The 19171-nt window shown below is 67.9% G+C and carries 17 protein-coding genes; all 17 read left to right on the top strand.

The annotated features are described in order from the left end of the window. Positions 1–42: 42 nt before the first annotated feature. The gene (locus OG474_RS12055) at positions 43–741 is read left to right on the top strand and encodes a demethylmenaquinone methyltransferase (protein ID WP_405062338.1); all 699 of its coding nucleotides are present in this window, start codon (positions 43–45) and stop codon (positions 739–741) included. Positions 742–892: 151 nt separating this feature from the next. Further along, on the top strand, positions 893–2206 hold the full coding sequence (locus OG474_RS12050; RefSeq protein WP_405062337.1) for a geranylgeranyl reductase family protein: 1314 nt from the start codon (positions 893–895) through the stop codon (positions 2204–2206). A gap of 126 nt (positions 2207–2332) precedes the next feature. Continuing rightward, positions 2333–2692 (top strand): NADH-quinone oxidoreductase subunit A, encoded by a 360-nt coding sequence (locus OG474_RS12045; RefSeq protein ID WP_132411643.1) that lies wholly within the window; start codon positions 2333–2335, stop codon positions 2690–2692. A 1-nt stretch (position 2693) separates the two neighbouring features. Next, complete coding sequence (locus OG474_RS12040; RefSeq protein WP_405062336.1) at positions 2694–3248, top strand: NuoB/complex I 20 kDa subunit family protein; 555 nt, start codon at positions 2694–2696, stop codon at positions 3246–3248. Beyond that, positions 3245–3952 carry an NADH-quinone oxidoreductase subunit C gene (locus OG474_RS12035; RefSeq protein WP_405062335.1) on the top strand — a complete coding sequence of 236 codons (708 nt, stop codon included), beginning with the start codon at positions 3245–3247 and terminating at the stop codon, positions 3950–3952. Before OG474_RS12040 ends, OG474_RS12035 begins: the two co-directional genes overlap by 4 nt. Then, entirely contained in the window at positions 3952–5289 is a 1338-nt protein-coding gene (locus OG474_RS12030; RefSeq protein WP_405062334.1) for an NADH-quinone oxidoreductase subunit D, read from the top strand. Before OG474_RS12035 ends, OG474_RS12030 begins: the two co-directional genes overlap by 1 nt. Further along, a complete protein-coding gene (gene nuoE / locus OG474_RS12025) occupies positions 5290–6135 on the top strand; it encodes an NADH-quinone oxidoreductase subunit NuoE (protein WP_405062333.1) in 846 nt (281 codons plus the stop codon). Positions 6136–6137: 2 nt separating this feature from the next. Beyond that, positions 6138–7439 carry an NADH-quinone oxidoreductase subunit NuoF gene (nuoF, locus tag OG474_RS12020; RefSeq protein WP_405062332.1) on the top strand — a complete coding sequence of 434 codons (1302 nt, stop codon included), beginning with the start codon at positions 6138–6140 and terminating at the stop codon, positions 7437–7439. Further along, positions 7436–9847 (top strand): NADH-quinone oxidoreductase subunit G, encoded by a 2412-nt coding sequence (locus OG474_RS12015; protein ID WP_405062331.1) that lies wholly within the window; start codon positions 7436–7438, stop codon positions 9845–9847. Before nuoF ends, OG474_RS12015 begins: the two co-directional genes overlap by 4 nt. Continuing rightward, the gene (gene nuoH / locus OG474_RS12010; protein ID WP_405062330.1) at positions 9844–11166 is read left to right on the top strand and encodes an NADH-quinone oxidoreductase subunit NuoH; all 1323 of its coding nucleotides are present in this window, start codon (positions 9844–9846) and stop codon (positions 11164–11166) included. Before OG474_RS12015 ends, nuoH begins: the two co-directional genes overlap by 4 nt. Then, positions 11159–11719, top strand: a complete 561-nt coding sequence (gene nuoI, locus OG474_RS12005) for an NADH-quinone oxidoreductase subunit NuoI (RefSeq protein WP_405062329.1) — start codon at positions 11159–11161, stop codon at positions 11717–11719. Before nuoH ends, nuoI begins: the two co-directional genes overlap by 8 nt. 5 nt (positions 11720–11724) lie before the next feature. Then, positions 11725–12522, top strand: a complete 798-nt coding sequence (locus OG474_RS12000; protein WP_405064567.1) for an NADH-quinone oxidoreductase subunit J — start codon at positions 11725–11727, stop codon at positions 12520–12522. Next, the gene (nuoK, locus tag OG474_RS11995) at positions 12512–12811 is read left to right on the top strand and encodes an NADH-quinone oxidoreductase subunit NuoK (RefSeq protein WP_132171174.1); all 300 of its coding nucleotides are present in this window, start codon (positions 12512–12514) and stop codon (positions 12809–12811) included. Before OG474_RS12000 ends, nuoK begins: the two co-directional genes overlap by 11 nt. Before the next feature lie 12 nt (positions 12812–12823). Next, positions 12824–14692: an NADH-quinone oxidoreductase subunit L gene (gene nuoL, locus OG474_RS11990; protein WP_405062328.1), complete on the top strand. Its 1869-nt coding sequence runs from the start codon at positions 12824–12826 to the stop codon at positions 14690–14692. After that, complete coding sequence (locus tag OG474_RS11985; protein ID WP_405062327.1) at positions 14689–16212, top strand: NADH-quinone oxidoreductase subunit M; 1524 nt, start codon at positions 14689–14691, stop codon at positions 16210–16212. The genes nuoL and OG474_RS11985 overlap by 4 nt, the downstream gene beginning before the upstream one ends. Positions 16213–16277: 65 nt before the next feature. Continuing rightward, positions 16278–17798: an NADH-quinone oxidoreductase subunit NuoN gene (gene nuoN / locus OG474_RS11980; protein ID WP_405064566.1), complete on the top strand. Its 1521-nt coding sequence runs from the start codon at positions 16278–16280 to the stop codon at positions 17796–17798. Continuing rightward, positions 17795–18817: a polyprenyl synthetase family protein gene (locus OG474_RS11975; protein WP_405062326.1), complete on the top strand. Its 1023-nt coding sequence runs from the start codon at positions 17795–17797 to the stop codon at positions 18815–18817. Before nuoN ends, OG474_RS11975 begins: the two co-directional genes overlap by 4 nt. The last annotated feature ends 354 nt before the right edge of the window (positions 18818–19171 follow it).

Below are 19171 nucleotides of genomic sequence, written 5' to 3'. Positions count from 1 at the left end.
AGCGAATTTCAGTGCCTGTCGTGGCCGTGATCAACTAGACAGGTGACCCGCGCAGATCTCAGCAAGGACCCCCACGCCGTCGCCGCCATGTTCGACAACGTGGCGGAGGGGTACGACCGCACGAACGCGGTGGCCACGATGGGGCTGGAGAAGCTGGTCTGGCGGCCGGCGACGCTGGCCGAGATCGCGCCGCGGAAGGGGATGAAGATCCTCGATCTGGCGGCCGGGACCGGCGCGTCGAGCATCAAGCTGCGGGAGGCCGGGGCCGAGGTCGTGTCGTGCGACTTCTCGGTCGGGATGCTCCGGGTCGGCAAGCGGAACCACCCCGAGCTCGACCTGATCGCCGGCGACGCGCTGCGGCTGCCGTTCGCCGACGACACGTTCGACGTGGTGACGATCTCGTGGGCGCTGCGGAACGTGAACGACGTCACGGTCGCCCTGCAGGAGATGCTCCGGGTGACCCGGCCGGGCGGCCGGCTCGTGATCCTCGAGCAGTCGCACCCGACCTGGAAGCCGTTCCGTGTCGTGTACCTCGAGTACATGATGCGGGCCGTGCCGGCGGTCGCGAAAGTCGTGTCGAGCAACCCCGAGGCGTACGAGTATCTGGCCGAGTCGACCCGCGCCTGGCTGCCCCAGGAGCCGCTCGCCCGGACGATCGAGGCGGCCGGCTGGGGCCGGGTGCACTGGGCCAATCTGACCGGTGGTCTGGTGGCCATTCACCGGGCCGTGAAGCCGCTCTAATTACGCAAGGAAAAGCGCACGTAATTTGCTTGCTGACAAGGCGGTTGGGGTCGGTTTCGTGTCCGCGTCAGGCAGTCCTAGACTGTCGGATGACCAGGCTTAGTGAATCCCTTCACGAGCCACACAGCCCCCAAATCCAGGTCGGGATGAGATGAGCCAGAGCGCGTCGGCAGAGCACCAGGCCGAGACCGCGGACGTGATCGTTGTCGGCGCCGGACCCGCGGGTTCGTCGGCGGCGTACCACCTGGCGAACGCCGGCCTCGACGTCCTGCTGCTGGAGAAGACCGCGTTCCCGCGGGAGAAGGTCTGCGGCGACGGGATCACCCCGCGCGGGACCAAGCAGCTCATCAACATGGGCATCGACATCTCCGAAGAAGCCGGCTGGATCCGCAACTACGGCCTCCGCATCCAGGGCGCCGGACACCAGTTGCAGCTGGACTGGCCGGATCTGGCCAGCCACCCGAACTACGGCCTGACCCGGAACCGGATGGACTTCGACGACCTGCTCGCCCGGCAGGCGGTCAAGGCCGGCGCGCAGCTGCGCGAGCGGACCAACGTCACCGGCCCGATCCTCGACGACAAGGGCTTCATCGTCGGAGTCACCGCGAAGCCGGTCGACGACAACGGCCGCCGCGACGGCGCCGACATCGAGTTCCGGGCGCCACTGGTGATGGCGGCCGACGGCAACTCGTCCCGGCTGAGCGTCGGGATGGGCCTGCACAAGCGCGACGACCGGCCGATGGGCGTCGCCGTACGGACGTATTTCACCAGCCCGCGGCACGACGACGACTACCTGGAGTCCTGGCTCGAGCTGTGGGCCGATGACCCCAAGCAGACCGGCCAGAAGCTGCTGCTGCCCGGATACGGCTGGATCTTCGGCATGGGCGACGGCACCGTGAACGTCGGTCTCGGCATCCTGAACACCTCCGATGCCTTCGGCAAGGTCGACTACGGCGACCTGCTGAAGGCGTGGCTGAAGAACACGCCGGAGGAGTGGCAGTTCCGCGACGAGTTCCAGACCATCCCGATCCGCGGGGCGGCACTGCCGATGGGCTTCAACCGGCAGCCGCACTACACCCGCGGCCTGATGCTGCTCGGCGACGCCGGCGGCATGGTCAACCCGTTCAACGGCGAGGGCATCCCGTACGCGATGGAGTCCGGGATGTTCGCCGCCGAGGTCGCCGCCCAGGCGCTGCACCGGCAGCCGAACCAGCGCGAGCGAGCGCTGTCGGCGTACCCGAAGGCGCTGAAGCAGGAGTGGGGCGGCTACTACTCGCTCGGCCGGGTCTTCGTGAAGCTGATCGGAAATCCGGAGGTGATGCGGCTCTGCACGAAGTACGGTCTGCCGCGCACCACCTTGATGAAGTTCACCCTGAAGTTGCTGGCCAACCTCACCGACCCGCGCGACGGCGACGTGATGGACAAGATCATCAACGGACTCGCGAAGGTCGCTCCGGCCGCCTGATCGGCGGGGCGAGTGAGCTGAGTCACTCCGGTACTGGTAACAAAGTGCTGGCTAGAACGACGAAGTGCTGATTCAACGACAGTAACCAAACACCGACCACCGGCTGTAAGGAAGGAGCCCAGAGCGATGCACCCCTATGTACCGATCCTCGCTCTCGGTGTACTCGCGGCGCTCTTCGTGTTGGGCAGCATCACCGTGAGCGCGCTGGTCGGCCCGAAGCGTTACAACCGGGCCAAGCTCGACTCGTACGAGTGCGGGATCGAGCCGACCCCGCAGCCGGTCGGCGGTGGCCGCTTCCCGGTGAAGTACTACATCACCGCGATGCTGTTCATCGTGTTCGACATCGAGATCGTCTTCCTCTACCCGTGGGCGGTGGCCTTCGACCAGATGGCGCTGTTCGGGTTGATCGAGATGGTCATCTTCATCGTCACCGTCTTCATCGCGTACTCCTATGTGTGGCGTCGCGGTGGACTGGAGTGGGACTGACATGGGTCTAGAAGAACAGCTTCCGGCCGGCGTACTGCTCGGCACCGTCGAGGGCCTGCTCGGCTACATGCGCAAGGCGTCGTTGTGGCCGGCAACCTTCGGCCTGGCGTGCTGCGCGATCGAGATGATGACGACGGGCGCGCCGCGGTACGACGCCGCCCGCTTCGGCATGGAGGTCTTCCGGGCGTCGCCGCGGCAGGCCGACCTGATGATCGTGGCCGGCCGGGTGAGTCAGAAGATGGCTCCGGTCCTGCGCCAGATCTACGACCAGATGGCGGGCCCGAAGTGGGTGCTCGCGATGGGCGTCTGCGCCTCGTCCGGCGGCATGTTCAACAACTACGCCGTCGTCCAGGGCGTGGACCACGTGGTCCCGGTCGACATGTACCTGCCCGGCTGCCCGCCGCGGCCGGAGATGCTGCTGGACGCGTTCCTGAAGATCCACGACCAGATCCAGCACAGCAAGCTCGGCGCGCACAAGAAGGCGCTCGAGGCCGAGCAGGAGGCCGCGGCCCTGACCGCCGCGCCGACGCTTGAGATGAAGGGCCTGCTTCGATGAGTGAGAGCCAGCCGGAGAACCTTCCGGCGACGTCTGCTGCTGGTGACGCGCAGACGCCGGGTGCCGAGGTGATCGACCAGCGCGAGGGCATGTTCGGTGTCCGGGGCACCGGTGACACCTCCGGCTTCGGCGGCCTGCGCCGCCAGGTCGCACTGCCCGGCGGTACGCCGAAGCCGTACGGCTCCTGGTTCGACGGCGCCACCGAGCGCCTCGAGGGCCTGATCGGCGGCGACGCGATCGAGAAGGTCGTCGTCGAGCGCGACGAGCTGACCCTGCACATCGCGCGCGAGCACCTGGTGACGGTCTGCCAGAACCTGCGCGACGACGAGGCCCTGCGCTTCGAGTTCTGCTCGGGCGTCAGCGGCGTGCACTACCCGCACGAGACCGGCCGCGAGCTGCACGCGGTCTACCACCTGTTCTCGATCACCCACAACCGGCGGATCCGGCTCGAGGTGTCCTGCCCGGACAGCGACCCGCACATCCCGTCGGTGGTCTCGGTCTACCCGGCCAACGACTGGCACGAGCGCGAGACCTGGGACTTCTTCGGCATCATCTTCGACGGGCACCCGGCACTGACCCGGATCCAGATGCCCGACGACTGGCCGGGGCACCCGCAGCGCAAGGACTACCCGCTCGGCGGCATCGACGTCGAGTACAAGGGCGCCGTCATCCCGCCGCCCGACACGCGGAGGTCGTACAACTGATGACTGCCACTGACCCTTATGCGACCACTCGCGACACCACCGAGGGCAAGGTCTTCACCGTCACCGGTCAGGACTGGGACTCGGTCGTGTCGGGCCTCGGCGAGGAGCCTGAAGAGCGCATCGTCGTCAACATGGGCCCGCAGCACCCGTCGACGCACGGCGTGCTCCGGCTGATTCTCGAGCTCGACGGTGAGACGGTGACCGAGGCCCGCTGTGGCATCGGCTACCTGCACACCGGCATCGAGAAGAACATGGAGTTCCGTTCCTGGACCCAGGGCGTGACCTTCGTGACCCGGATGGACTACCTCTCGCCGTTCTACAACGAGACGGCGTACTGCCTGGCGATCGAGAAGCTGCTCGGCATCGAGGAGCAGATTCCCGAGAAGGCCAACGTGATGCGGGTGCTCCTGATGGAGCTCAACCGGATCAGCAGCCACCTGGTCTGCATCGCCACCGGCGGCATGGAGATCGGCGCGCTGACCGTGATGACGATCGGGTTCCGCGAGCGTGAGATGACGCTGGACCTGTTCGAGCTGATCACCGGCCTGCGGATGAACCACGCGTTCATCCGGCCGGGCGGCGTCGCCCAGGACCTGCCCCCGGGCGCGCTGGACAAGATCCGCGAGTACATCACCTGGATGAACAAGCACCTCCCGGAGTACGCCGAGCTCTGCAACGCCAACCCGATCTTCAAGGCGCGGCTGCAGGACGTCGGCTACCTGGACCTGGCCGGCTGTATGGCGCTGGGCATCTCCGGACCGACGGTGCGGTCGACCGGGTACGCGCTCGACCTGCGCAAGACCCAGCCGTACTGCGGCTACGAGACCTACGACTTCGACGTACCGACCTGGGACAGCTCGGACTCGTACGGCCGCTTCCGGGTCCGGTTGCAGGAGATGTGGGAGTCGCTGAAGATCATCTCGCAGTGCGCCGACCGGCTGGAGAAGATGGACGGCGACCCGGTGATGGTGGCCGACAAGAAGATCGGCTGGCCGAGCCAGCTGGCGGTCGGCAGCGACGGCATGGGCAACTCGCTCGACCACATCAAGCACATCATGGGCGAGTCGATGGAAGCCCTGATCCATCACTTCAAACTGGTCACCGAGGGCTTCCGGGTGCCGGCCGGTCAGGCCTACGTGGCGATCGAGTCGCCGCGCGGCGAGATGGGCTGCCACGTCGTCTCCGACGGCGGCACCAAGCCGTACCGGGTGCACTTCCGTGACCCGTCCTTCGCAAACCTGCAGGCGATGCCGATCATGTGCGAGGGCGCGCAGGTCGCCGACGTGATCGTCGCGGTCGCCAGCCTTGACCCGGTAATGGGTGGAGTGGATCGATAGATGGCCAACGATCACGCGACTGCGACCAACGTCCCGGTGCCCTACAGCACCGGTGATTCGAAGATCACCGAGACCACGATCGCGGAGATGCGCGAGCTGGCGGCCCGGTACCCGGTCGGCCGGTCCGCCCTGCTGCCGATGCTGCACCTGGTGCAGTCGGTCGAGGGCCGGGTCACTCCGGAAGGCATCGAGGCCTGTGCCGACGTGCTCGGGCTGACCGGCGCGGAGGTCTCCGCGGTGGCGACCTTCTACACGATGTACAAGCGCCGCCCGGTCGGCGACTACCACGTCGGGGTCTGCACCAACACGCTCTGCGCGGTGATGGGCGGCGACCTGATCTTCGAGCGGCTCAAGCAGCACCTCGACGTCGGGAACGACGAGACCACCGAGGACGGCAAGATCACCCTCGAGCACCTCGAGTGCAACGCCGCGTGTGACTACGCGCCGGTGATGATGGTGAACTGGGAGTTCTTCGACGACATGACGCCGCAGTCGGCCACCCAGCTGGTGGACGACCTGCGCGAGGGCACCGAGGTGAAGTCGCCGCGCGGCGCCACCATCTGCACCTGGCGCGAGGCCGAGCGCGTGCTGGCGGGCTTCCCCGACGGCCGCGCCGACGAGGGCCCGACCGGTGGCAAGGCCTCGCTGGCCGGCCTCCGGCTCGCCCGCGAGCGCAACTGGTCGGCGCCGAACGGCTCCGCGAGCGGCGACAACGGCGGCGGCGACAACGGCAGGGCGGCCGAGACCACGGTCTCGCCGGAGGCCGCGGCCGGACCGCGTCCGTCCGACCAGCCCGGCAAGGAATCCCAAGCGGTCAACGGCGACGATTCGCGGAAGGAGGACTGACCATGCTGACCCCGGTACTGTCCGACAACTGGGACCAGATCAACGCGTGGCAGCTCTCGTCGTACCAGCGCACCGGTGGGTACGACGCCCTCCGTACGGCGCTGGCGATGCAGCCGGCCGACGTGGTCACCGCCGTCAAGGACTCCGGTCTGCGCGGCCGTGGTGGCGCGGGCTTCCCGACCGGGATGAAGTGGTCGTTCATCCCGCAGGACAACCCGAAGCCGAAGTACCTCGTGGTGAACGCGGACGAGTCCGAGCCGGGGACCTGCAAGGACATCCCGCTGATGATGGCCTCGCCGCACACGCTGGTCGAGGGCGTCATCATCGCGTCCTACGCGATCCGCGCGAGCGTCGCGTTCATCTACGTCCGCGGTGAGGTCCTGCACGTGGTCCGCCGCCTGCAGCAAGCCGTCCAGGAAGCCAAGGACGCCGGCTTCATCGGCACCGACATCCTCGGCACCGGCTACGAGCTGGACGTCGTCGTGCACGCGGGCGCCGGCGCCTACATCTGTGGCGAGGAGACGGCACTGCTCGACTCGCTGGAAGGTCGGCGCGGTCAACCTCGGCTGCGTCCTCCGTTCCCGGCGGTCGCCGGCTTGTACGGGTGCCCCACTGTCATCAACAACGTCGAGTCGATCGCCTCTGTTCCCGCCATCATCAAGAACGGCGCGGACTGGTTCTCCTCGATGGGCACCGAGAAGTCCAAGGGCATGACGCTCTACTCGCTGTCCGGGCACGTCACCCGCCCGGGCCAGTACGAGGCGCCGATGGGCATCACGCTGCGCGAGCTGATCGACCTGGCCGGCGGTGTCCGTGAAGGGCACGAGCTGAAGTTCTGGACGCCGGGCGGGTCCTCGACGCCGCTGCTGACCGCCGAGCACCTCGACGTCCCGCTGGACTACGAAGGTGTCGGCTCGGTCGGCTCGATGCTGGGCACCAAGGCGCTGCAGATCTTCGACGAGACCACCTGCGTGGTCCGCGCCGTGCTGCGCTGGACCGAGTTCTACAAGCACGAGTCCTGTGGCAAGTGCACCCCGTGCCGTGAGGGCACCTGGTGGCTGGTCCAGATCCTCGAGCGGCTGGAGCACGGCAAGGGCACCGAGGAAGACCTCGTCACCCTGCTCGACCTCTGCGAGAACATCACCGGCCGGTCGTTCTGCGCCCTGGCCGACGGTGCGACCGCGCCGATCAGCAGCTCGATCCAGCACTTCAAGGACGAGTACCTGGCGCACTTCGCCGAGGGCGGCTGCCCGTTCGACCCGATGGCAAGCACTGTCTTCGCGACCGCTGGAGCTAGCGCATGACGATCCAAGCGAACCCACCGGCCGGCGCGGAGGTGGAGCGGACCGATCTGATCACCGTCACCATCGACGACATCGAGGTCAAGGTTCCGAAGAACACCCTGCTGATCCGGGCCGCGGAGCAGATCGGGATCCAGATCCCGCGGTTCTGCGACCACCCGCTGCTCGACCCGGTCGGCGCCTGCCGTCAGTGCCTGGTCGAGATCACCGACGCCGGTAACGGCCGCGGGATGCCGAAGCCGCAGGCCTCCTGCACGATCACCGTCGCCGACGGCATGGTGGTCCGCACGCAGATCAGCTCAGCCGTCGCCGACAAGGCTCAGCACGGGCAGATGGAATTCCTGCTGATCAACCACCCGCTGGACTGCCCGGTCTGCGACAAGGGCGGCGAGTGCCCGCTGCAGAACCAGGCGATGTCGAACGGCCGCGGTGAGACCCGCTTCCACGAGATCAAGCGGACCTACCCGAAGCCGATCAACATCTCGTCCGAGGTGCTGCTCGACCGCGAGCGCTGCATCCTCTGCGCGCGCTGCACCCGCTTCTCCGAGCAGATCGCCGGTGACCCGTTCATCGCGCTGGTCGAGCGGGGTGCGCTGCAGCAGGTCGGCATCTACGAGAAGGAGCCCTTCGAGAGCTACTTCTCCGGCAACACCATCCAGATCTGCCCGGTGGGCGCGCTGACCAGCGCGGCGTACCGGTTCCGGTCACGGCCGTTCGACCTCGTCTCGGTGCCCTCGGTGGCCGAGCACGACTCGTCCGGTGCCGCGATCCGCGTCGACTACCGGCGCGGCAAGGTGATGCGCCGGCTGTCCGGTGACGACCCGCAGGTCAACGAGGAGTGGATCTCGGACAAGGACCGGTTCGCGTTCAACTACGCGAGCACCGGCGACCGGCTGACCCACCCGATGATCCGCGAGGACGGCGTACTGCGTCCGGCGTCCTGGCCGGAGGCACTCACCTACACTGCGGAGAAGCTGACCGCGGCGCGCGGCAACGCCGCCGTACTGACCGGTGGCCGGCTGACCCTCGAGGACGCCTACGCGTACTCGAAGTTCGCCCGGGTCGCCCTCGGCAGCAACGACATCGACTTCCGGGCCCGCCCGCACTCCGCCGAGGAGGCCGACTTCCTGGCCGCCGCGGTGGCCGGGACAGGCCTCGGTACGACGTTCGCCGACCTCGAGAAGGCCGGCACGGTGCTCTTCGCCGGGTTCGAGCCGGAAGAGGAAGCGCCGTCGGTGTTCCTGCGGCTGCGTAAGGCGGTCAAGGCGCACGGCACCAAGGTGTTCGCGCTCGCTGCCTTCGCCTCGCGCGGAGTCGAGAAGCTGAACGGCATCGTCGTACCGGCCGCGCCGGGCACCGAGGCCGCCGTACTGTCCGACCTGAGCGGTGACGCCAAGGCCGCGCTCGGTGCGGACTCGGTCATCATCGTCGGTGAGCGGCTGGCGAGCGTTCCGGGTGCTTACTCGGCGGCGCTGCGGCTGGCGCTCGAGACCGGCGCGCAGCTGGCCTGGATCCCGCGTCGTGCGGGTGACCGTGGTGCGCTCGAGGCCGGTTGTCTTCCGGGCCTGCTGCCCGGTGGCCGCCTGGTCACCGACGTGCAGGCGCGGGTCGACCTGCAGGCCGCCTGGGGTGTCGACGGGCTGCCGTCCACGCCGGGCAAGGATGTGACCGAGATCCTCGCGGCAGCGTCCTCATTGGGTGCGCTGCTGGTGGCGGGCGTCGAGGTCGACGACCTGCCGGATCCGGCCGCCGCGCTGGCCGCACTGGCCGCCGCGCCGTTCGTGGTCAGCTTCGAGGTCCGCAACTCGCAGGTCACCGAGCACGCCGACGTCGTCTTCCCGGTGGTTCCGCCGGCGGAGAAGGACGGCACCTTCGTGAACTGGGAGGGTCGCGAGCGGCCGTTCCCGGTGGTGCTCAAGGTGCCGGCCGCGATGCCGGATGTCCGGGCCCTGGCCGCACTGGCCCAGGAGATGGACATCGCCCTCGGGTTCACCACACCGGCGGGCGCCAAGCGTGAGTACGACGAGCTCGGCCGCTGGGACGGCGACCGCGCCCAGGAGCCGACGTACCAGGCCGGTCCGGGTCTCGGTGCGTTCGACTCGACCCGCCTGGCGACCTGGCGGATGCTGATCGACGACAGCCGCGCCTGCGACGGCGAGCCGCACCTGACCGCGACCGCGCGCAAGCCGGTCGCCCGGGTCTCGGTGACCACCGCGCACCGCGTCGGCCTCGCCGACGGTGACGAGCTGGTGGTCAGCACCGACGCCGGCTCCGTCCGGCTCCCGGTCGCGATCACCCCGATGGCCGACAACGTGGTGTGGCTGCCGACCAACTCGGCCGACTCGCACGTACGTCGTTCGCTGCACGCCGATCACGGATCGATCGTGACGATCGCCGGAGGGAACGCATGACGATGATTCCGCTGGCCGCGCCCCCGGACGCGGGCGTCGGCCATGACCCGTGGTGGGTGATCGGCCTCAAGGTGCTGATCATCTTCGTGCTGCTGGTCGTGCTGACACTGTTCAACATCTGGTGGGAACGCCGGGTGGTGGCGCGGATGCAGCACCGGGTCGGACCGAACGTGCACGGACCCTTCGGTCTGCTGCAGTCGCTCGCCGACGGTGTGAAGCTGATGCTCAAGGAAGACCTGATGCCGAAGGGCGTGGACCGGTTCGTCTACGTGCTGGCTCCGGTGCTCGTCGCCGTACCGGCCTTCCTGACCTTCGCCGTCATCCCGTTCGGGCCGACGGTGAAGATCCCGTTCACCGACACCTACACGCGTCTGCAGTTGACCGACCTGCCGGTCTCGGTGCTGTACGTGATGGCGATCGCCTCGATCGGCATCTACGGCATCGTGCTCGGCGGCTGGTCGTCCAACTCGACGTACTCGCTGCTCGGTGGTCTGCGCTCCAGCGCCCAGATGATCTCCTACGAGGTCGGCATGGGCCTGGCGCTCGTCACGGTGTTCCTCTTCGCCGGCTCGATGTCCACCTCGGACATCGTCGCGGCGCAGAGCACGCACCAGACGGTGAACCTGTTCGGCGTCGACATCCCGATACCCGGCTGGTACGCGTTCCTGCTCTTCCCGTCCTTCGTGATCTACGTGGTCTCGATGATCGGTGAGACGAACCGGGCGCCGTTCGACCTGCCGGAGGCCGAGGGCGAGCTGGTCGCGGGCTTCCTGACCGAGTACTCCTCGATCAAGTACGCGATGTTCTTCCTGGCCGAGTACATCAACATGGCGACCGTCTCGGCGCTGGCCACCACGCTGTTCCTCGGTGGCTGGCAGGCCCCGTGGCCGATCTCGCTGTGGGACGGCGCGAACTCCGGCTACTGGCCGGTGCTGTGGTTCTTCGGCAAGCTGATGGGCTTCATCTTCTTCTACATCTGGTTGCGCGGAACGCTGCCGCGACTGCGCTACGACCAGTTCATGAAGCTGGGCTGGAAGATCCTGATCCCGGTCTCGCTGGGCTGGATCCTGCTGGTCGCCACCGTTCGCGCGGTCGGCCGGGAGACCACCTTCAGCCGGACCACGCTGCTGGTCGCGGCCGGGGTCGTGGTGGTGCTGGCGCTGCTCAGCATGCTGCTCCCGGGCAAGCCCAAGGACGACAAGACGACCGAGGTTGCCGACGGCAAGGAGTTCGACGCCTTCGCGGGCGGGTTCCCGGTGCCACCACCGATCGTGGATACACAGACTGACAGTCGTAGCAAGGAAGGCAGTCGTGGCTAGTGTCAAAGAGTCCCTCTGGGACCCGGTAGCCGGGTTCGGTGTCACGTTCCGGACGATGTTCCGCAAGGTGTTCACCGAGGAGTACCCGTTCGAGAAGAAGCCGACCGCACCGCGCTTCCACGGCCGGCACCAGCTGAACCGCTGGCCGGACGGTCTGGAGAAGTGCATCGGCTGCGAGCTGTGTGCGTGGGCCTGCCCCGCGGACGCCATCTACGTCGAGGGTGCCTCGAACGTCGACGGTGACGATTCGGCACGCTTCTCGCCGGGCGAGCGGTACGGCCGCGTCTACCAGATCAACTACCTGCGCTGCATCCTCTGTGGACTGTGCATCGAGGCGTGCCCGACCCGGGCGCTCACGATGACCAACGAGTACGAGCTGGCCGACACCAGCCGCGCCTCGCTGATCTACGAGAAGAAGGACCTGCTGGCCCCGATGCTTCCGGGCATGCAGGAGCCGCCGCACGCGATGCAGCTCGGCGCCACCGAGAAGGACTACTACCGCGGCCTCACCGGCGCGGCGGCGACGACCACCGATGGTGGTGACGCCCAGTGATCCCGATGGTCGTCGGTTCCCAGGTCGCGTTCTGGCTGCTCGCACCGGTGATGATCCTGGCCGCGATCGCGATGGTGCTGGTCCGCAAGGCGGTGCACTCGGCGTTGCTGCTGGCAACGGTGATGATCTGCCTGGCCGTCCAGTACGCCGCGCAGGACGCTCCGTTCCTGTTCGCCGTCCAGATCATCGTCTACACCGGCGCGATCCTGATGCTGTTCCTGTTCGTGCTGATGCTGGTCGGTGTCGACGCGTCCGACTCCCTGGTGGAGACGATTCGCGGTCAGCGCCTGCTCGCCGGCATCGCCTTCCTCGGCTTCGGGGTGCTGATCGTCTTCGCGGTCGGCAACGGCATCTACGGCAACCCGATCGGCCTGGCCGACGCGCAGCCGGACGGTAACCCCAAGGGCATCGCGCAGCTGCTGTTCGGCAAGTACGTGTTCGCCTTCGAGGTCACCTCGGCGCTGCTGATCACCGCGGCGCTCGGCGCGATGATGCTGGCGCACCGCGAGCGGCTGACCAAGAAGAAGACGCAGCGCGACCACGCCGAGGAGCGGATCCGCAAGTACGCCGAGCAGGGGATCCACCCGGGTCCGCTGCCGACTCCCGGCGTACTGGCCCGGCACAACGCCGTCGACACGCCGGCGCTGCTGCCCGACGGATCGATCGCACCGACCTCGGTTTCGCGCGTCCTGCAGGCTCGTGGCACCGTGTTCCCCGAGGCTGAGGAGCGCGTGGACATCGAGACCGTCCGCGAGATCACCGAGGGTGTCGACCACGTGAAGGAGAAGAACAGTGACGACTGAGCCTTACATTGTGCTCGCCGCGATCCTGTTCAGCATCGGCGCGCTCGGCGTGCTGGTGCGCCGGAACGCGATCGTCGTGTTCATGTGTGTCGAGCTGATGCTGAACGCGGCCAACCTGGCGTTCGTCAGCTTCGCCCGCCAGCACGGCAACCTCGACGGCCAGATCGCCGCCTTCTTCGTGATGGTGGTGGCCGCGGCCGAGGTCGTGATCGGCCTGGCGATCATCATGGCCATCTTCCGCACCCGTCGTTCGGCCTCGGTCGACGACGCCAACCTGCTCAAGTACTGAGGTCTGAAACCGATGAGTCATGAGCTGACGTGGCTGCTGGTCGCGATTCCGGCGGTGTCCGCGGCGATCCTTTTGCTTGGTGGTAAGGCCACCAACAAGTGGGGTCACCTGCTCGGCACCGCCGCGTCGCTGGCCTCGTTCGTCTGCGGTGTCCTGCTGTTCGTCCAGATGCAGGGGCTGCACGACGAGGAGCGGTCCGAGACGGTTCGCCTGTTCGAGTGGTTCACGGTCGGGAACGTGAAGGTCGACTTCACGCTGCTGATCGACCCGCTCTCGATCCTGTTCGTGCTGCTGATCACCGGTGTGGGTTCGCTGATCCACATCTACTCGATCGGCTACATGGAGCACGACGCCCGGCGGCGCCGCTTCTTCGCCTACCTGAACCTGTTCATCGCGGCGATGCTGCTGCTGGTGCTCGCGGCCGACTACCTGCTGGTGTTCGTCGGCTGGGAGGGCGTCGGTCTGGCGTCGTACCTGCTGATCGGGTTCTGGCAGCACAAGAACTCGGCCGCGGTCGCCGCCAAGAAGGCGTTCGTGGTGAACCGGGTCGGTGACATCGGCCTCTCGCTCGCGGTGATGAGCATGTGGGGCCTGTTCGGCTCCTCGGCCTTCGCCTCGGTGAACGCCGGCGCCGAGGGTCTGTCCGGCACCTGGGCGACGCTGCTCGGCCTGATGCTGCTGCTGGCGGCCTGCGGTAAGTCCGCGCAGGTGCCGCTGCAGTCCTGGCTGCTGGACGCGATGGAGGGCCCGACCCCGGTGTCGGCACTCATCCACGCGGCGACCATGGTCACCGCGGGCGTCTACCTGGTGGTCCGGTCGCACGCGATCTTCGAGATGTCCGAAGCGGCCTCTACCGCGGTCGTCATCGTCGGCACCGTGACCGCGCTGGCCGGTGCGATCATCGGTACCGCCAAGGACGACATCAAGAAGGCGCTCGCCGGTTCGACGATGAGCCAGATCGGCTACATGATGCTGGCCGCCGGCCTCGGCCCGGCCGGGTACGTGTTCGCGATCTTCCACCTGATCACGCACGGCTTCTTCAAGGCCAACATGTTTCTCGGTGCCGGCTCGGTGATGCACGGCATGCACGACGACGTGAACATGCGGCACTACGGCGCGCTGCGGACGCCGATGAAGGTCACCTTCGTGACGTTCGCCTTCGGCTACCTGGCGATCCTCGGGATCCCGCCGTTCGCGGGCTTCTTCAGCAAGGACAAGATCATCGAGGCGGCGTTCGCGCACAACACGGTGATCGGTCTCTGCGCGCTGCTCGGCGCCGGGATCACCGCGTTCTACATGACGCGCGTGATGCTGATGACCTTCTTCGGCAAGAAGCGCTGGGCCGAGGACGTCGAGCCGCACGAGTCGCCGAAGGTGATGACGATCCCGCTGATCATCCTGGCGGCGCTGTCGCTGGGTGGCGGTGCGCTCTACTTCGCCGGGCACTGGATCGAGCACTGGCTCGAGCCGATCGTCGGCGCCGAGGAGGAGCACCCGCCGCTGGCCCCGATCCTGATGACCGTGATCACCCTCGCGGTGGTTGCCGTCGGCATCGCGATCGCGGTGGTCAAGTACCGCCAGGACATCCCGCGCGAGGCCCCGGCCGGTTCGCCGCTGACGGTGCTCGCCCGGCGTGACCTGTACGGCGACGCCCTGAACGAGGCGGTCCTGATGCGCCCGGGTCAGTACCTCACCCGGACGCTGGTCTGGCTCGACAACCGCGGCGTGGACGGCCTGGTGAACGGGCTGGCCGCACTGTTCGGCGGGTTGTCCGGCCGGCTCCGCCGGTTCCAAACCGGCTTCGTCCGCTCGTATGCACTCAGCATGGTCTTCGGCGCCGCATTCGTGGTCGTCGCCCTCCTCGCGGTGAGGTTGTCGTGAAAATCGGTTGGCTGACCCTCTTACTGCTGCTGCCCTTCGTGGGCGCCCTGGTCACCATGCTGGTGCCCAAGGCGAAGGCACTGCTGTCCAAGCAGGTCGCGCTCGGCTTCTCGCTCGTCACGCTGGTGCTGACCGCGATCGTCGCGGTCGGCTACCACCAGAACGGCGCTGAGAAGTACACCGAGACGCACACCTGGATCAAGGCCTTCGGCGCGAACTACGCCCTCGGCCTCGACGGTGTCGGCATCGTCCTGGTGGTGCTCACCGCGCTGCTGACGCCGATCGTGCTGATCGCGTCCTGGAACGACGCCGACAAGGGCCGCTGGTCGGAGAAGTCCTTCTTCGCCTGGATCCTGGCCCTCGAGGCACTGTCGATCGGCGTCTTCTCCGCGACCGACGTGTTCCTGTTCTACGTGCTGTTCGAGGCCACGCTGATCCCGATGTACTTCCTGATCGGTGGCTTCGGCGGTCCGCAGCGCTCGTACGCCGCGGTGAAGTTCCTGCTGTACTCGCTGCTCGGTGGTCTGCTCATGCTGGCCTCGGTGGTCGGCCTGTACGTGATCTCCGCGCGCGCCGGCGACCCGTCGTACCTGCTGAGTGACCTGATCAAGCTCGACATCGGCCAGAACACCGAACGGTGGCTGTTCCTCGGCTTCTTCTTCGCCTTCGCGGTGAAGGCGCCGATGGTGCCGTTCCACACCTGGCTGCCGGACGCCGCCGGTGAGGCGACGCCGGGCACCTCGGTGCTGCTGGTCGGCATCCTGGACAAGATCGGCACCTTCGGGATGATCCGGTTCTGCCTGGGCCTGTTCCCGAACGCGTCCGAGTGGGCCACCCCGGTGGTCCTCGTGCTCGCGCTGATCTCGGTCCTGTACGGCGCCCTGGTGGCGATCGGCCAGACCGACATCAAGCGGCTGATCGCGTACACCTCGATCTCGCACTTCGGGTTCATCGTGATGGGAATCTTCGCGCTGACCTCGCAGGGCCTGACCGGGTCGACGCTGTACATGTTCAACCACGGTCTCTCGACCGCGGCACTGTTCCTGGTCGCCGGGTACCTGATCTCCCGGCGCGGGTCCGCGCGGATCGCCGACTACGGCGGGGTCGAGAAGGTCGCCCCGGTGCTGGCCGGAACGTTCCTGTTCGCGGGTCTGTCCAGCCTGGCGCTGCCCGGTCTGTCGCCGTTCATCTCCGAGTTCATGGTGCTGGCCGGGACGTTCAGCAGGCACAAGGTGATCGCGGTGATCGCGGTCGTCGGCATCGTGCTGGCGGCGCTCTACATCCTGCTGATGTACCAACGCACGATGACCGGCCCGGTGCGTGAGGGCATCGAGAAGCTCAAGGACCTGAACAAGCGGGAGATCCTCGCGATCGCCCCGCTCGTGATCCTGATCATCGGCCTCGGCATCTTCCCGAAGCCGATCGTCGACATCATCAAACCCGCGGTGGAGTCGACCATGCAGCGTGTCGGTGTCACCGACAAGGCTCCGGAGATCCCCGTGACGGAGGGACAGAAGTGATCGGCCTGATCCTGCCGGCGGCAGACTTCGTCGCGCCGAAGATCGAGTACGGCGAGCTCGCCCCGATGCTCGTGGTGTTCGGCGCGGCCTGTGTCGGCGTCATCGCCGAGGCCTTCCTGCCGCGCGCCCTGCGGCACGCGGCGCAGCTGGCGATCACCGTCGTCGCGATCGTCGCGGCCGGGGTGCTGACCGGGCTGCTGATCAACGACAACAAGGAACTGATCGCGGCCCAGGGCGCGATCTCGGTCGACGGCCCGGCGCTGTTCACCTGGCTGATCCTGCTCGCGCTGACGCTGATCAGCGTGCTGCTGTTCGCCGAGCGCTCGCTCGACGGTGGGCTGTCCGCGTTCGCCAGCCAGGCGGCCGCCGTACCGGGGTCCGAGGCCGAGCGTGAAGGCACGGCGGCCCGGATCGAGCACACCGAGATCTTCCCGCTGACGCTGTTCGCGGTCGGCGGCATGATGCTGTTCGCGTCGGCCAACGACCTGCTGGTGCTGTTCGTCGCGCTCGAGGTCTTCTCGCTGCCGCTCTACCTGCTGTGTGGTCTGGCGCGTCGTCGCCGGCTCATCTCGCAGGAAGCCGCGATGAAGTACTTCCTGCTCGGCGCCTTCGCCTCCGCCTTCCTGCTCTTCGGGATCGCGCTGCTCTACGGGTACGCCGGCACGATGTCGCTCGGCGGAATCGCGGACGCACTGGCCAAGGACACCGGCGCCGAGTCGATCCTGCTCGCCGGGACCGGACTGATCGGGGTCGGCCTGCTGTTCAAGGTCGGCGCCGTACCGTTCCACTCCTGGACGCCGGACGTCTACCAGGGTGCGCCGACGCCGGTCACCGGGTTCATGGCGGCCTGCACCAAGATCGCCGCGTTCATCGGTCTGATGCGGGTCTTCTACGTCGCCCTCGGCGGTTCGCGCTGGGACTGGGCACCGATGATGTGGGTCGTCGCGATCCTCACCATGGTGGTCGGTTCGATCGTCGCGATCACCCAGACCGACGTGAAGCGGATGCTGGCCTACTCGTCGATCGCGCACGCGGGCTTCCTGCTGACCGCGTTCGTCGGCCTGGCCCAGGCCGGGAGCGGTGTCCACAACGGCATCACCTCGACCCAGGCGGTGCTCTTCTACCTGGTCGCCTACGGCTTCTCGACGATCGGTGCCTTCGCGGTCGTCACGCTGGTCCGCGACGCGGGCGGCGAGGCGACGCACCTGTCCCGCTGGGCCGGGCTCGGCAAGAAGTCACCGTTGCTGGCCGGGATCTTCGCGTTCTTCCTGCTCTCCTTCGCCGGGATCCCGCTGACCGCGGGATTCACCGGCAAGTGGGCGGTCTTCAGCGCGGCCTGGTCGGGCGGGGCGTGGCCGTTGGTCGTCGTCGCCGTCCTGTCCAGCCTGGTCGCCGCGTTCTTCTACGTCCGCGTGATCGTGCTGATGTTCTTCTCCGACCTGCCCGCCGACGCGCCCGACGTGGCGCTGCCCGGCTGGCAGACCACGACCGCGGTCGCCCTCGGTCTCGCCGCCACTGTGGTTCTCGGACTGGTCCCCGGACCGGTGCTCGACCTGGCGGCCCGCGCGGGTGAGTTCATCCGTTGAGTCCGACCCCGCTGCCGGCCGAGAGCCTGGGCTTCGCGTTCGCCGATGAGGCGCTCGAAGCCCGGGTCCGCGCTGGGCTGGAAGCAGTCGAGCAGGCGCTCCGCGACTCCACCGAGTCCGAGGCGCCGTTCGTCACCGCCGCCGCCCAGCACGTCATGGTTGCCGGCGGCAAGCGGTTCCGGCCGCTGCTGGTGCTGATCGGCGCCGAGTTCGGCCCGACGCCCGCGGCTCCCGAGGTGGTGAAGTCGGCGGTCGTGGTCGAGCTCACCCACGTCGCCACCCTGCACCACGACGACGTGATGGACGAGGCCGCGCTCCGCCGCGGCTCGGCCACCGCGAACGCGCGCTGGGACAACTCGGTCGCGATCCTGTCCGGCGACTGGCTGTTCGCCCGTGCCTCCGACCTGGTCGCCGACCTCGGCCCCGACGCCGTCCGGATCCAGGCCCGCACCTTCGGCCGCCTGGTCGAGGGCCAGATCCGCGAGACCCTCGGCGTCACCGAAGGCCAGGACCCGCTCAAGCACTACCTGTCCGTCGTCGCCGACAAGACCGGCTCGCTGATCGCCACCTCCGCGCTGTTCGGCGCCCGCTTCGCCGGTGCCTCCGAGGACATCCAGGAGTCCCTGCGCGCCTTCGGCGAAGAGATCGGCGTCGCCTTCCAGCTCGCCGACGACATCCTCGACATCGCCGGCGACTCCGGCCAGTCCGGCAAGACCCCCGGTACCGACCTGCGCGAAGGTGTCCCTACCCTCCCGGTCCTCATCTTCCGCGCCCAGGCCGACCCCTCGAACCCCGACGACGCCCGTCTCCTCGAGCTCCTCGACTCGGACCTCACCGACGACGCCCGCCTGGCCGAGACCCTCGACCTGCTCCGCGCCCACCCCGCCTTCGCCCAAGCCGAAGACGACGTCCGCCGCCGAGCCGCCGACGCCCGCAAACTGCTCTCCCCCCTCCCCGAAGGCCCAGCCCGCCAAGCCCTCGATTCCCTCTGCGACCTGGTCGTCACCCGCTCCGTCTAACCCCCCGCCCCACCCCGCCGTACCAGCACCCCTCGAGCACCCCGTCAACCATTCCCGGGGCCTCTACCTGGCTGGTGGCTTCCCAAAGTCGCCCTTCGCGCCCAAAGGTGGGTTGCCGTGTCTTTGTGCGCGGCGGGTGTCTTTGGGCGCGGTCCGTATCTTTGTGCACCCATCAACCACGTAGAGGCCCCCGGAATGGTTGGTGGCTTCCCAAAGTTGGCCTTGGCGCCCAAAGTTGGCCTTGGCGCCCAAAGTTGGTCTTGGCGCCCAAAGGTGGGTTGCCGTGTCTTTGGGCGCGCCGGGCGTCTTTGGGCGCGGTCCGCATCTTTGTGCACCCATCAACCACGTAGAGGC

Origin of the sequence: Kribbella sp. NBC_01505, from assembly GCF_045040285.1 — a bacterium.
Classification (GTDB): domain Bacteria; phylum Actinomycetota; class Actinomycetes; order Propionibacteriales; family Kribbellaceae; genus Kribbella.
Note: the sequence above shows the minus strand (reverse complement) of the source record. Positions and strands in the feature narration are given on the sequence as shown.